Genomic DNA, 15,080 nt, shown 5'->3' on the forward strand with positions numbered 1-15,080 from the left:
AAAAATTATGAATACCGAGGAACAAATGTCGGCACTCCAAATTGGCTCAGCATTTATCCCGCGGTTTTATTTCAATTTAAAGGTAGAAGTATGAGCGATTTTCCTGCTTATGATGAGATTCATGTGATCTCGGACATTCATATGGGCGGCAATAAGCCCAATTTTCAGATATTGAAAGAGACCCAAAGGCTGGCCGGTTATATAGGCTGGGTCAGCAAGCAATGCCCGGCAGGCAATGTGGCGCTGGTACTGAACGGGGATGTCTTCGATACTCTGGCCGAGGAATTGCCGGGCTATATCGTTGTTGAACAGGCCGTCGCTACCGTTGACCGGATCATGAAAGACGCGTCATTTGTCGGCGTCTGGGATGCTCTTGCCGCTTTCGTGGCAACCGAGCGGCGCACGCTGATCTTTATCATCGGCAACCACGATATCGAAATGTCTTTCCCGACGGTTCAGCGCTTTATCATGACGCGGCTGGCGGACGATGATCTGATTAAACGCGCCCGGATTGAATTCTCGACCATCGGCGCCGGCTATACCTGCACGGTCGGTAATGCCCGCGTTTACTGCACGCACGGCAATGAAGTCGATGCCTGGAACTACAATCGTTACGAAGATCTGGCCAAAGTCGGGCGGCGCCTGAATGCCGGCCGTACGCTTGATCCCAAGGAATGGTATCCGAACGCCGGCACGCGGATGGTTAAGGAGGTTATGAACGAGGTCAAGAAAAAATATAAATGGATCGATTTGCTAAAACCCGAAACCCAGGCGGCGGTTGGCACGTTGGTCGTTCTCGACCCATCCCAAGCCACAAAAATTACCGATCTGGTGTCTATCGTTGGTGAAAAAGTACGTGATGGCAAGGAGGTCAACCAGCGCTTGTCTGCGGAAGGGTTTCTGCCGCGTGAGCAGGTGAATGCTTCTAGCGTGACTGTCGACCAATTGCTGGGCCCCAATCTCAGCGAAGGCATCAGGGGTTACTCGCAACAGAATTCACAGGATGTTGACCAGATGCTGGAAATGGCCGAGGCCAATCTTGGCCGCCCCAATGCCCAGATTGTGGAACCGGAAGCGCCGTTGGGTACCTGGCAATTGATCTTTGACCGGTTGACGGGCTGGCTGAGGAATGTTCCCAAGGATGAGGCATTACGCCGAGCCCTGAAAGACTGGTTGGCTGACGACAAAACTTTCGATCATACAGATCAAGACGACACGTTCAAAGATGTAACAGCGGCAGTAGGGTCTTCGATTGATTTTATCATTACCGGGCACACGCATCTCGAGCGCGCCATCGACATGGGCGGCGGGCGGTTTTACTTCAATTGCGGCACTTGGATCCGGTTGCTGCGTTTTACCGATGCGATGCTGAAGGACAGGGACGCATTCAAGCCGGTTTATGATGTATTGATCGATGGCCGCATGGAGTTGATCGATGGCGCGAAATTCGGTGGACAGAGCTTCGTTATGAACCAGACCAGCGCCGTCTCGGTTAAGGTTGAAGATGGCGGCGTCATAGGCCGTTTAAACCATATCATCAATGACGGAACCGGCGCGCCCCAGATTATTCAGCAATTTATGAGGAAGTGATATGACCGAAAATCACACGTCAGAAATCCGTAATGTCAAACTTGAACTTTTGCGGTCCGGCCCTGCCCACAATCAATTGTTATCTCCGCTGACCAATTATATTGCCTTATGCGGCTCCGACGGACCTGTGACGCTGCAAATGCCGTTCGAGCATCGCCAACTTCTGATGAGGCTGCGGCGGCTCAGATACCCTTTGGATAAAGACCCCGCCACCGATGATCAGCGGCAATCGGAAGTCCGTGACATAGGCGAAGCCATTGGACGCGTGCTCGGCCAGGTGCCCGCCCTGCTTTCAGAGCTCGGCAATGCCGGCGCTGAGAACGGCAAACTCGTTCATCTGCGGTTGGCGATGTCAGCGTTTGAACTGGGCCTGGTTCCCTTCGAAGCGGCGGTGGCGCCGGACGGTTTTCCAGGATCGGGATCGCCGCTGTTCCTGCAAATGCGCACCCCGATTTCGATCACGCGGGAAATCCGCCGAGGCCGCCCGCTGCCGGTCGACTGGATACGCCCGCCACGCATTCTGTTCGCCTTCGCGGCTCCGGCCGGGCTTTACGTGCCCGCGCAAACCCATTTGCAAGCCCTGCGCGAGGCCATCGAGCCCTGGGTCAAGATCAAGGACGAGAATCGTATCGAGGAAGTCAAAAAGTTGCTGACCGTATTACCCAACGCCACGCTTGAGCAAATTCGTTCGCTTTGCGCTTCAACCGAATTTACCCATGTTCACATTCTGGCGCATGGCGCGCCGTTCAAATATTCCGGTGATGAGCGCTACGGCGTGGCCTTGTGCAGCGAGACCGGTGACAACGCCGATATCGTCGACGGCGAACGCCTCGCCATCGCTCTGACCTCGCGGGACTCGGCCGGCAATACGCGATTTCGCCCGACGCTTGTCACGTTGGCGACCTGTGACTCCGGCAACATCGAATCGGTACTGACGCCCGGCGGCAGCATCGCCCACGAACTAAACGCGGCGGGTATTCCATGGGTCATCGCTTCCCAGTTTCCGTTATGGATGAAGGCATCGGCCATCGCGGCCAAAGTGCTCTACAGCGGGTTGCTGAACGGCGCCGATCCGCGCTGGGTGCTCTACGAACTGCGGCAACGACTGCGCACGGATTCGCCGGAAACGCATGACTGGGCTAGCATCGTCGCGTATTCAACGGTGCCGTGGAATTTTGAACGGCAGGTCAACCTGTTCCGCGACAAGCAGACACAGCGAAAAATCGAAGTGAAGTTTGATCGCATCGACGAACTGGTGGGGGCGAATGAGGAAGGGAGCGGCAGCGCCGGAAAGACCCTTAACGAGGCCCAAAACAAGGAATTGGCAGCGCTGTGCGAATCGGTCCGCGAGGATCTGAAAAACTGGCGCGAGGAGTCACACGCTATCATATCAACCAAGGACAAAGCGCAGCGCCTGGGTATCAGCGCCGCCAGCGAGAAACGCATCGGTATTGCCTATACCCTGGCGGAAGAGCAACCGATGGCCCAGAAAGCTTATGAAGCCTGCCGCGATTTTTACCGTGACGCCTGGGAAATCGATCCCTGCAACCACTGGGTGATTACGCAGTACCTGTCGATTATCGCAATACTGAATCGGGACGACGATGGCCCCGTGCTCAAGGAACTGGCACATAAATACGGCATATTATGGAACGCGGCCCGGCAGATCGTGGAATGGCAGATACGCAAATCATCAGGCGATGAGCGGGCTTATGCGTTCAGCACGCACGCGGAACTCAGTTTACTGGGCTCGGTTTACGGCGGGCAAACCATCGATCCTGAATCGCTGGAAGCCGATATCACGTATTACTGCAAAGAGATGTTGAACGAATTGTGTTCCGATGCGTTTCCGATAATTTCAACGCGGCGCCAGTTCAGACGTTATCTGAAGCATTGGAGCACTCCTCTATGGGCAAGTTTAGCGCAGGCAGCGCTGGATGCGTTGGGGGATACTTATTAAGCGCTCGGTTATCTTTGTAGTATTGTACATCCACTTGATATTGGGACGATGATGAGGGAGCAGGTAAAGCCATGAAAAATAATCTCAATGGGGTCAGCATTGTTGATTTTGAAAAGCATGAGGCTCGTAATTATACATTTGGCCGCTAACATCGCGCTCAACTGGAGCGTGTCCATCTTTTTAGCTGGTCCAGTTCCATGTTCGATTGCTCGTGGCATTCAACCGGTCAGGATCTCTCCGTGCATTGATCGTTTTCGTGTTCTTGATCGATTCCAGCGCAACCTTGACTCTTTTCGCCTCTGTAAAAATCTTCCATTTGCTTTGCTTATTTTCCTACAGAGCGTAACTGAAATTAATGTCCGGATTCGGGATCAACTTTATTCTTCTTATCCGCGCAAAAGGTGTTGCCGATCCATCTGGTGGCCCATCCTCATTCTTCGAAAAACGAGCATAGTCGAAGGCTCAGTACGCACAGTTAAGCTTTAATTAATGTTATTGAGCTTAAGTTAATAACATTAAATTTATAGCCGATAGCCAAAAACGCCTTTTAATCACGCTCTTCCCAAGCTTCCTGCTTGGGAACCGGCAAAAACAGTTTACAATATCACCGTGTATTCATTCTTAGCAGTATCTTAAATAATCTATGAAAATCATTTACTTCTCTGCCGCTCAATCGAGGATTTATTCCCTGCTGTTTTTATTTCTTATCATCGCCTTGGGTTCAACCGGGGCATGGGCTAAAAATTCCGAGTCGGACTCAGCACAAAAAAGCGCAATATTTGAAATCAACAAAGACACGCTGAAGACCAAAATCGAGGCTATCAATACTCGCGAAGGTATTGATGAGGCGACGAAATCCAAGTTGCTTTCTATTTATCAGGCGGCGGAAGATAATTTAAGCAATATCGAAAAGTTTACAGCTCAGACCGCCGACTTTAAGGCTGCTATCAAGCAAGCGCCGGAGCAAACCAAAAAGCTGCAAAAGGAACTTGAGCAGGCTTTGCTGAAAGTATCCAAGCAAAAACTGGAAGATTTTAATCAGATACCGGTAGAGGAGCTTGAGCAGCGGCTTATTCTTGAAAAGGGAAAAATCAGTAATTTGGACGAGCAGATCAAAAAAATCGAAAGCGATCTGACTCTGCAAAACAGCCGTCCGCAGTTGATACGCGAAGAAACGGTAGCGGCACGACAAGATCTTGAAGCGGCGCAGAAAAAGCTGGAAGTTCCTGCCGGTAAAGCGGATAAAAAATTGGAAGTTGAAGCCAGACAGGCGCAGTTGAAAACATTGATCGATTCGCGCACTGCCGAGTTGAAGATGCTCGATGTCGAAGCGATCAGCAATCCGGCCAGAGTCGAGTTGCTTAAAACCCAGTTTCAGTTATTGGATATACAAAAGGCGACGTTAAACCCGATTGTTACGGCAATTGAGAGCCTGACTTTAGATATGCGCCAGCAGGAAGCGAAGCAAATGCAGGATGCATTGAGTCAAGCGGAAAAAGCGGTTTCCGGCAAGCATGTGCTGATTCAGGAAAGTACGCGGGAGAATATTCAATACAGCCGTGATTTGCAGGAGATTACCGCAAAAACTGAACAATACACCGAACAAAAAACCAAAGTTGAAGCTCAAGCCGGTGAAATTGAAACCGACTTTAAAAGCGCCGAAAAGAAAATCAGTTTGGCGGGTTTAAGTCCGGCGCTGGGCAAAATCCTGCGTGAGCAGCGGCGCGATTTATCGATTCAGGATGAGTTTAAGCAGCAGTCTCAGACCATTCAGAACGAAACTGCGGTGACCAGCCTTGCGCAATTCAAGGTTGAAGACAAGCTGAAACAACTGATGGATGTTGATTCCCGGCTAAGGGACATGATGAGTCAACAGGTCGATCAGGCCTTGCCAGCCGACCAGCGTATGATGATACAAGCTGAGTTGCGGGTGTTGCTGAACAATCAAAAAGAGTTGCTGAACAAGCTCAACGTCGCTTATACAACCTATCTGCGCACCTTGGGCGACTTTGATTTTGCCAGACAACAAATGAGCACTCAGGCCGTTAAATTCGCCACCTATCTTGACGAACGTTTGCTGTGGGTACCCAGTTCAGAGCCGATCAACCTGGGTTATATAGCCGATTTATATCATTCTACGCAATGGTTGTTGTCGCCATTTAACTGGATGGCGCTAACTAAAGACGCTGTCAGGCTCGCTTTTCATCATTTGTTTTTAACGCTTATTGCGATATTGTGTTTTGTCGGCTTGCAGCGGGGCAGAAATTGGGCAAAATTGGAGTTAACGGTTATTTCCAGCAACACGGATAATTTTTATTGTACCTTACGAGCCTTGGCCTATAACTTAATACTGGTGCTGCCGCTGCCGTTAATTTTCAAATACTTAGGCTGGTTTTTAAGTAGCGGCATTGATGTTGACGATTTCACTAAAGCCATCGGTGCAGGCTTGCAGGATTCTGCATTGCCGCTGTTTATACTGCAATTTTTTTATCGCCTGTTTGCAAGCGATGGCATAGCGCGCAAGCATTTTCAATGGCAAAAAACGTCGGTCAGTCTTTTGCGTGCTCAGGTTGCCTGGATACGTTTTATTGTAGTGCCGGGGGTATTTATTATCGGCAGTACCAGCGCATCGAAATTTTCAGCGCACAGTGACAGCATCGGCCGTTTGGCGTTGATTATCATCATGATTGCAATGGCCGTGTTTACGGGCAGGGTGTTAAGGCCTTCAACCGGATTATTACAAAGTTATATCAACAAAAACCCTGGAAGTTGGATAGCTAAGCTGCGCTATGTCTGGTATTCGGCCGCGATCAGTATACCGTTGGTTATCATCGGTTTTGCCGTTGCAGGCTATTATTTGAGCGCACTGGAATTGCAGCAAAAACTGATTATTACTCTGCGGCTGATATTTTTGATTCTTATCATTCATGCATTGGTGTTCCGCTGGTTAACGCTGGTTAACCGGCAGCTGGCTATCACCAATGCCAGACAAAAACGCAAAACTGCGGCAATTCCCGAGAAGCATTTGGCCGGATCGGAAGACCCGGTGTTGCCGGTTGACGAGCAGCAAATCGATATTCCTAAAATAAACGCGCAAACCATAAAGCTGCTGAATGTCGCTATTGGTTTTACTATGGTAATCGGTTTTTGGATGATTTGGAGAAACATCCTGCCTGCTTTTGCATTTTTGGACCGCATTGTGCTTTGGCAACATTTGGTCAATGTCGATAACCAGGAAAGCTATCAACCGATAACCTTAACCAATCTGTTTCTGGCCGGGCTTTATATTTTTATTGCGGTGGTCGCTATACGCAACTTTTCAGGCGTGATGGAATTATTGGTGTTCAGGCGTTTATCGATAGAGACGGGCAGTAGATATGCGGTTAACCAGCTGGCTAAATATGTTTTATTTTCGATAGGCTTTATCAGTGTCGCAAACGAGTTGGGCGGCAGTTGGTCGCAGGTACAGTGGCTGGTGGCGGCGCTCAGTGTCGGGTTGGGTTTCGGGTTGCAGGAAATTTTTGCTAACCTGGTGTCGGGCATTATCCTTCTGTTTGAGCGTCCGATACGGGTGGGCGATACGGTAACTATCGGCACGATCACCGGAAAAGTCAGCCGTATCCAGATGCGCGCCACCACGCTGATAGACATGGATCAAAAAGACCTGATTGTGCCGAATAAAACCTTCATCACCAGCCAGCTTATCAACTGGACTTTAAGCGATGCGATAACACGCGTGGTGATTCCTGTCGGCATTGCTTACGGTTCCGATGTAGACCTGGCGCATAAAGTCATGATCGATACCGTCAGCTCAATGCCGCTGGTACTGGCAGATCCTGAGCCAAGCGTAGTTCTGGTCGGATTTGGCGATAATGCTTTGAATTTTTCTATTCGTGTCTTCGTCAGCGAGCTGTCAAACCGATTGCCGGTAACGCACGAGTTACACATTCAGCTTGAAAAAGCCCTGCGCGAGCATAATATAGAGATTCCTTTTCCGCAGCGGGATGTTCGCGTTCGATCTGTTGTGCATGAGCATGATGAAGCAAATCATGGCGTGCCGCAAATTCACGCGGGGTAAAGGAAGCTGATTTTACCGACATACAACGTTTCATATATTTCTAAAGCCAGTATTCAAAAGTATTTCGTTGTTATGTGCCAGACATAGACGAGTCCATTAATGCGCATCCTGATTGTTGAGGACGAAAAGAAAACTGCCGCCTATTTGCAAAAAGGGCTGACCGAGCAAGGCTTTATCGTCGATGTCAGTATTGACGGCGAAGACGGCTTGCTGCTTGCTACTACGGTAGAGTACGACCTGATCATTCTCGATGTCATGGTGCCGCTACGCGACGGCTGGTCTGTGCTCAAGGAGCTTCGGCGTAGCGGTAAGCAGACTCCGATATTGTTTCTCACTGCACGCGATTCTATCGACGACCGAGTGAAAGGCTTGGAGCTGGGGGCTGATGATTACCTGGTCAAACCTTTCGCCTTCGTCGAATTACTGGCGCGTATCCGCTCCATCCTCCGGCGAGGCCCCGCACGACAAGCGGAACATCTGACTTTAGCCGATCTTACGCTCGATCCTGTTCGCCACAAGGCATTCCGTAACGGTCAGCGGCTGGACTTATCGCCCAAAGAGTTCGCCTTGCTGTCGCTGTTTTTGCAACGGCCTGAAGAAGTGTTGTCGCGAACGCTGATCGCCGAGCAGGTCTGGGATGTTCATTTCGACAGCGATACCAATATTGTGGACGTGGCGGTGCGCCGCCTGCGTCAGAAGATCGATGACCCGTTTCCGCAAAAACTGTTACACACCGTTCGAGGAGTCGGCTATGTCCTCGAAGAACGCTAAACCCTGGTCGATTAATGCCCGGCTCACGCTGCTTTACATCGTCTCGGCTTCGGTGATTCTGTTGTCGATAGGCTGGTATCTGCATCAGACGCTGGCGGAAACCCTGGCGCAGGACAACAGGCAATTTCTATTAAAAGAGATCCAGTTGTTGCGCACCGTGCTGCTGGAACAGCCGCCCAACCTGGAACGGCTGGCGGACGAACAAAGCGAAGGCATCGACTTGCCCGTCAATCGTTATTACTCGAGAATCCTGGATCAAAGCGGACGCAGCCTGATCGAAACGCCGGGCATGGAAGCTTTGCCGACGGCAATGCAGTTTCCGGAGCTTACTGACGATACGACGGTGCGGAAAATTGCAGATGGCCGAACCTTAATGTTGATGACGGCGTCAAGCAAAACCACGCCGCAGCAAACCATTCAAATTGCGCTCGACGTCTCCAGCGAAGCCGAACTCCTTGGTAAATATCGGCACAATCTTATTGCCGCGCTGTTTTTCGGTCTGTTGTTTTCAACCTTGGCCGCCGTTTTTGTGGCGCGGCGCGGCCTAAGCCCTGTGGCCGAAATGACGCGGCATATAGAAGGCATCACCGCCGCTCAGCTGGATGAACGGCTGGACCCGGCTACCGCTCCTAAAGAGCTTTCCAATCTGGCATCCGCTTTTAATGCGATGGTTTTACGCTTAGCTAAATCCTTCGCCCAGCTCAACCAGTTTTCCGCCGATCTGGCACACGAACTGCGCACGCCGATTAACAACCTGATGGGTGCAACCGAAGTCGCCTTGTCCAGACCGCGAAACGCCGACGAGTACCGTGAGATTCTCGAATCCAATCTGGAAGAATACCGGCGCTTGTCGCGAACGGTCGAAATCCTGCTGTTTTTAGCCAGGGCCGAAAACACCGGGATTCCGTTGCGCACGGTCCGCCTGAACGGCAGGGAAGAATTGGAAGCGGTGTGCAGTTACCATGAAGCCATGGCCGAGGAAAAAGGTATTCGCCTGATCTGCGACGGACAGGGATTTCTTTATGCCGATGCCCAGCTGTTTAAACGCGTGCTCAGTAACCTGTTGCTTAACGCCCTTCAGCATACCCCTAACGGAGGAGAAATCCGCTTGTCATTGGCTTCGGCTGACGACGGCTCGGCAAGCGTCAGTGTGCAAGACACCGGTTGCGGCATTGCGGCGGAATGCCTGCCCAAATTATTCGACCGGTTTTATCGCGTCGACCCCGCACGTTCAGCCGAAGGCACCGGGCTGGGGCTTGCCATCGTCAAATCCATCATGGAACTGCATGGCGGATCGGTGGTTATTCATAGCGAACCCAATCAAGGTATTGTGGTTACGTTGTATTTTTCATCAGATAAAACTTGATTAATAAAAGCTATTTCAGTCGGCTCCGGAGCAATGGGTAACTTTCAAAAACAATTCACCACGAAGACACGAAGACACGAAGAGCACGAAGCTTTGTAGAGGTAAGCAGTAGAGTGTGGACTCGGTCGAGTAATTTCCTGAGGCGCGTTGATGAGCTGTTTGCATGAACTGTCGCCTTGACTTACACTCTACTCATTATAACAATAAGATATTTTAATTTTAATGAAACAGGGTTATACGACATGTTGCTTGGGTTATTAGGCAAATAATGTCGTATATATGTACGTTAGATTCAGGAATACAATATAGTGAAATATATAACAAGTGACGTTTTCGGCGTTAAAAGCAAACTCATAGCATCATATGTGGAACGAGAGTCTGTTGATGCTCGGTTTAAATCCGCCCTTAAAGATGGGAATGAAGTTATAGTTTACGGCTCATCCAAACAAGGAAAAACTTCGCTCATTCTCAAACATCTTGATGAAGAAGAATATGTCAAAGTTGAGTGTTCGCCTCAGACTCAATCAATTGATATATATAAATCAATACTTAGGCAGCTAAAAATCAAATATATAGAATCAGAAACCACAGACAGTAGCTATGAGCATGGTGGAAAAGTAAACGCAGGATTTAAAATAAAAATTCCTTTTGTTGGTGATACAAACGTAGGTGCCGAACTATCAGATAAAAAAACAGATAAGGCAAGCACGAAAGAAAGTTACATAGAATATAACCTAGCGCTTGCTCAAGACGTATCAGAACTCCTAAAGTCTTATGAAACAGAGAAATATATTGTTCTTGAAAACTTTCATTATTTAGAACTTGATGTACAAGAAACACTAGCCTATGACCTAAGGGTTTTTCAAGATCATCATATAATTTTTGTTATTTTAGGAATATGGCGAGAGGCTAATCGCCTAATTCAGTTTAACGGTGATTTGCTAGATAGAATAACTGAGGTACCTGTTGAGCCTTGGGATACCAACGATTTCCAGAAGGTGATTAAGAAAGGCTCTGATATGCTACATGTTGATTTTTCCAATGTGGAGGAACAATTGATTAGTGATTCCTTCGACAGTATTGGCGTTGTGCAAGAAATCTGTAAATATTCCTGTACTGATGCTGGTGTCAATGAAACGCAAAATAATGCTGTACTGATCAGCCAAGATAATCTGAATTCGGCACTTAAGAAAAAAGCAGAAGAATATGGCGTACGCCATATACGTAATTTTGAAGCATTTGTTGACATTGCGCGAAGAACCAGCAATCAAAGTGGCAAGCCATCTCTAGCTTTTCCATATTACTTCATCAAACTATTGCTTACTCAAGACTTTGAGGAAATTGAAAAAGGGCTATCTAGGGCAACTTTGCTTGAAGAGATTAGAAAAATTCATCACAGACCAGAAGACGTAAGATCTGGGGACTTAGGTGCTTTCCTTCATAATCTTACTCAGCATCAAATTAACAAAAAAATTCAACCTCCATTTGTTGATTATGATAGAGGCGGTAAGATATTAAAAATCATTGATTCTTCGCTTTATTTTTTTCTGAAGCACTGTAACCGAGAAGAAATATTAGGTGACATTCCCAATCCACTTGATGATGAAGAATCTAACAATTGCGTCAATTAGGACGCTCGCAAGCCGGGTAGGGCGAGCATCGCGCCCCATTGCCTCTTTTCAATTCTGACAACATTGTAATCTTCCCGTCATTCTACTGTTGGGAACGGCCTGCTAATATTCCCGGCATGCAAAGACTCTTCCACCTGACATTAATTACCCTTTTAAGCCTTACGCTGACCGCTTGCGCCAATTTCGAGGATAAGCCGCTAAACGCTGTAAGGCGGTTTCGCGCTAGCAAACCGCCACTTCGCACAACGCTGATGACAGCCAGTCGAAGTTGTGGCGGATTGCCTGCGGCGAATCCACCCTACAGCTCTAAAACCATATACACTAAGCTTTAGAAAAGGAGAGACCAGATGAGAACTTTTTTGATAGCCGTAATTATTATTTCTTTCGCAGGTTCTGCATTAGCTCAGGATAAAATTGATCGCATGCACGCTGTTACCATGGAATCGTTTACGCCGGATACGGTTAAGTGGAATGACGAACCGATACTACCTAAAGGTGCCCAAAGTGTAGTTTTAGTTGGTGACCCAAACAAAGCAGGTGTTTTTATCGCTTGGCTGAAATTTCCGTCCAATTATCCGATTCCACCACACATACACCCATTTACAGAAGTCATTACAGTCCTGCGCGGCAAATTAGGAAATGGCATAGGTGAAATATTCGACACGAAGAAGGGTGAGATGCTTAAAGCAGGTTCCAGTTTTGTGCTACCCGCAGGTCACACTCATTATGTCTGGACAACTGATGAGGAAACAGTTATCGAGCTAATCGCCACAGGGCCATGGGGCATTACTTATACGAATCCTACCGATGATCCCCGTAAGAAGAAATAGCGCGTAGGTAGAGTGAACTTGCGAATCCCAGCAAAATTTAAATCAAGCCTAACCCAACGCTCCAGCCGGGAATGGGGCGCACCGCGCCCCATTCCCTGTTTTCAATTCTGACAACATTGTAATCTTCTCGTCATTCTACTGTTGGGATCGGTCTGCTACTATTTCCGGCATGCAACGACTCTTCTACCTGATATTATTTACCCTTTTAAGCCTTACGCTGACCGCATGCGCTAATTTCCAGGATAAGCCGCTAAACGCCGCCGACTCTGCAACCCGCATCGAAGCACGCACGCTGTCCGATACCGGGCTGCGGGATTTTATTGATAGCGTGATCGGCAACAAAAGCGGGCGGCTGTCCGAAGCATGGGACATTGATCGGCTAACCTTGGCGGCGATTTATTACCATCCTGACCTTGCGCTGGCTCGCGCCCAGGCTGAATCAATGGATGCCGCCGTCATTACCGCAGCTCAACGGCCTAATCCCAATATCAATATTTCACCGACTTGGATTAGCAACTTGGTGACGACGGTAGCCCCTTGGATTGTCGCCAGCTACATTAGCATTCCGATCGAAACCGCCGGTAAACGCGGTTTTCGTATCGACAAATCCGAGCATCTGATCGATGCGGCGCGCTTGCGGATAGCGGATACTGCGTGGCTAATCCGTAGTCGCTTGCGTCTGGCGATGCTGGAAGTTTACGCTGCACGGGAAGCCGAGCAACTGCTGCAACAACAATTGGCCATTCAACAATCGATCAGCGAACGGTTGGAACAACAGCTGGCAATCGGCGAAATTACCCGTCCCGAAGTGATCCGTTCGCATCTCGCCTTAAACCAGCTAAAACTAAACCTGAGTGCGGCGCAAAAAAGAAGCGCCGAAAGCAGGGTGTTGCTTGCCGGCGCTATCGGTGTACCGGTTAGTGCGTTGGCAAAGATCGAGTTCGATTTTACCCGTCTTGCCCAGCCGGCCGATTTGAACCTTGTCCCGATCGCCGAACTAAGGGAAACCGCCCTGCGTAAGCGGCCTGATGTGTTGGCGGCATTGGCCGATTACGCGGCCGCACAATCCGCGTTGCAACTCGAAATTGCCAACCAGTATCCCAACATCCAGGCTAATCCCGGTTATACCTGGGAAGTGGGTGAGCACCGTTGGGCTTTAGGCGCAACGGCGCTGTCCGTACCGATATTGCATCAAAACCAGGGGCCGATTGCCGAGGCTGAGGCTAAACGCCATGAGCTTGCTGCGCGTTTCGAGGCTTTGCAACTGCGTATTCTTGGCGATATCGATCGCGTCCATGCAGGTTTGGCGGCAGTACTCGCCAAGTGGCAGGCTGCCGAACAGCAAATGCGCACTCAGCAACAGAACCTGCATTCAGCCGAAGCTATGTTCCAGGCAGGGGAAACCGACGGTTTGGCCTTGCTCGGCGCAGAACTGGAAAATGCCGCCGCCGAGCGCGCCCGGCTGGATATACTGGTCGAGACCCAACAAGCGCTCAATACGCTGGAAGATACCTTGCGTTATCCGATTGCCTCTAGGCTTACGGCGGCGTTAATTTCCGATTCTGCAATGAGGAATCCGATTCACCACGAAGACACGAAGAGCACGAAGAAATAGAACTTCGTGCTCTTCGTGTCTTCGTGGTGATAATCTTTTAATTTTTTAAACGATTTTTTGTATTAATGAAAAACTACAAAATCGCAATACTGATCGCCTGTATAGCTTGGTATAGCATGGCTGTGTGGGCTGACGAGCAGGAGCTTGTAACCGAAGTGGCCGTACAGACAGGCAAGATCACCAAGACCACTTTACATCGCTACGTGATGGCTTACGGCACGGTTGAACCGGAATCTGCGAGAGACGGCAAACCGGCGGCCAGTTCGAAAATCGCCGCGCCGATGATGGGTATCCTCACGCAAATCCACTGCGAGGAAGGTCAACAATTTAAAAAAGGGGATTTATTGTTCGAACTGGATACGCGTAACGCCGATGCCCTGATCGCCAAAGCCGAAGTAGCCGTCGAATTCGCAAAAAAGAATTTTGCGCGCAAACAGCAACTCAACGCTACCGATAACATCTCGCGTAAGCTCTATGATGAAGCGGAACAGCTGCTGCAAACCGCCCGCAAGGATTTGCTCAACGCTAAGACACAGAAAGATTTGTTGCAGATCAAGGCGCCTTTATCCGGCACCGTGGCGGCTATCCATTTCAAAGTCGGCGAGGCGGTGAGCTTGAATGCTATATTGGCGGACTTGATCGATCTGGATCGTCTGGACATCGCTATTCATGTGCCCAGTCAGGAAGCGGCTTCACTCCGCTTGGGGCAATCGGTAGAAATCAGTACCGGTTCGGCAGCAAGCAGCGTAACGATTCAACCGGGTAAACTTATTTTTATCGGCGCTCAAATCGATCCACTGACCGATACCGTGTTGGTTCGGGCCAGTTTACAAAACGGCTCAGGCTTGCGGCCGGGACAATTCGTTAATGTGCGTATCGTTACCGAAGAACGTTCAGGCCGTTTGGCGGTTCCGGTCGAAAGCGTGGTGACCAGGGCAGGGGCCAGCGTGATTGCTGTGGTTGAGGGCGACAGAGCCAAGCAGAAGGTCATCCAGCCGAGTCTGCGCGACGGCAATTTGATCGAAATATCGGGCGAAGGTTTGCAGGAAGGCATGACTATCGTAACCCAAGGCGTTTACGGCTTGCCGCCGGAAACACGCATCCGGGTAGTAAAATAATGCGTCCTTCCGCGTTCGATTCTTTTCCCCTCGTTCCCACGCAGCGCGTGGGAACGAGAAAAGTCGGATTTTTATTCACTACGAACAACCGGAGTGCAGGCTTCGCTTGCGCTTGCAGGCG

9 protein-coding genes are annotated in these 15,080 nt (G+C 49.5%); all 9 read left to right on the top strand.

Annotated elements, in window-relative coordinates; translation table 11 throughout:
• Positions 1-90 precede the first annotated feature (90 nt).
• The 9 genes from EPO18_RS12135 to EPO18_RS12175 all read left to right on the top strand — a co-directional run bounded on the left by EPO18_RS12135 (position 91) and on the right by EPO18_RS12175 (position 14,959).
• A complete protein-coding gene (locus EPO18_RS12135) occupies positions 91-1,590 on the top strand; it encodes a metallophosphoesterase (RefSeq protein ID WP_292433637.1) in 1,500 nt (499 codons plus the stop codon).
• A gap of 1 nt (position 1,591) precedes the next feature.
• Positions 1,592-3,550 carry a CHAT domain-containing protein gene (locus EPO18_RS12140; protein ID WP_292433638.1) on the top strand — a complete coding sequence of 653 codons (1,959 nt, stop codon included), beginning with the start codon at positions 1,592-1,594 and terminating at the stop codon, positions 3,548-3,550.
• Between the two features lie 643 nt (positions 3,551-4,193).
• The gene (locus EPO18_RS12145; RefSeq protein WP_292433639.1) at positions 4,194-7,628 is read left to right on the top strand and encodes a mechanosensitive ion channel domain-containing protein; all 3,435 of its coding nucleotides are present in this window, start codon (positions 4,194-4,196) and stop codon (positions 7,626-7,628) included.
• A gap of 99 nt (positions 7,629-7,727) precedes the next feature.
• Positions 7,728-8,399 (top strand): heavy metal response regulator transcription factor, encoded by a 672-nt coding sequence (locus EPO18_RS12150; protein WP_292433640.1) that lies wholly within the window; start codon positions 7,728-7,730, stop codon positions 8,397-8,399.
• Positions 8,380-9,765: a heavy metal sensor histidine kinase gene (locus EPO18_RS12155; RefSeq protein ID WP_292433641.1), complete on the top strand. Its 1,386-nt coding sequence runs from the start codon at positions 8,380-8,382 to the stop codon at positions 9,763-9,765. Before EPO18_RS12150 ends, EPO18_RS12155 begins: the two co-directional genes overlap by 20 nt.
• 308 nt (positions 9,766-10,073) lie before the next feature.
• Positions 10,074-11,396: a hypothetical protein gene (locus tag EPO18_RS12160; RefSeq protein ID WP_292433642.1), complete on the top strand. Its 1,323-nt coding sequence runs from the start codon at positions 10,074-10,076 to the stop codon at positions 11,394-11,396.
• A gap of 347 nt (positions 11,397-11,743) precedes the next feature.
• Positions 11,744-12,226: a cupin domain-containing protein gene (locus tag EPO18_RS12165; RefSeq protein ID WP_292433643.1), complete on the top strand. Its 483-nt coding sequence runs from the start codon at positions 11,744-11,746 to the stop codon at positions 12,224-12,226.
• Positions 12,227-12,395: 169 nt separating this feature from the next.
• The gene (locus tag EPO18_RS12170; protein WP_292433644.1) at positions 12,396-13,841 is read left to right on the top strand and encodes a TolC family protein; all 1,446 of its coding nucleotides are present in this window, start codon (positions 12,396-12,398) and stop codon (positions 13,839-13,841) included.
• Positions 13,842-13,906: 65 nt separating this feature from the next.
• The gene (locus tag EPO18_RS12175; RefSeq protein WP_292433645.1) at positions 13,907-14,959 is read left to right on the top strand and encodes an efflux RND transporter periplasmic adaptor subunit; all 1,053 of its coding nucleotides are present in this window, start codon (positions 13,907-13,909) and stop codon (positions 14,957-14,959) included.
• The last annotated feature ends 121 nt before the right edge of the window (positions 14,960-15,080 follow it).

Source organism: Methylobacter sp. (assembly GCF_004322395.1).
In the GTDB taxonomy this organism is placed as follows: domain Bacteria; phylum Pseudomonadota; class Gammaproteobacteria; order Methylococcales; family Methylomonadaceae; genus Methylobacter_A.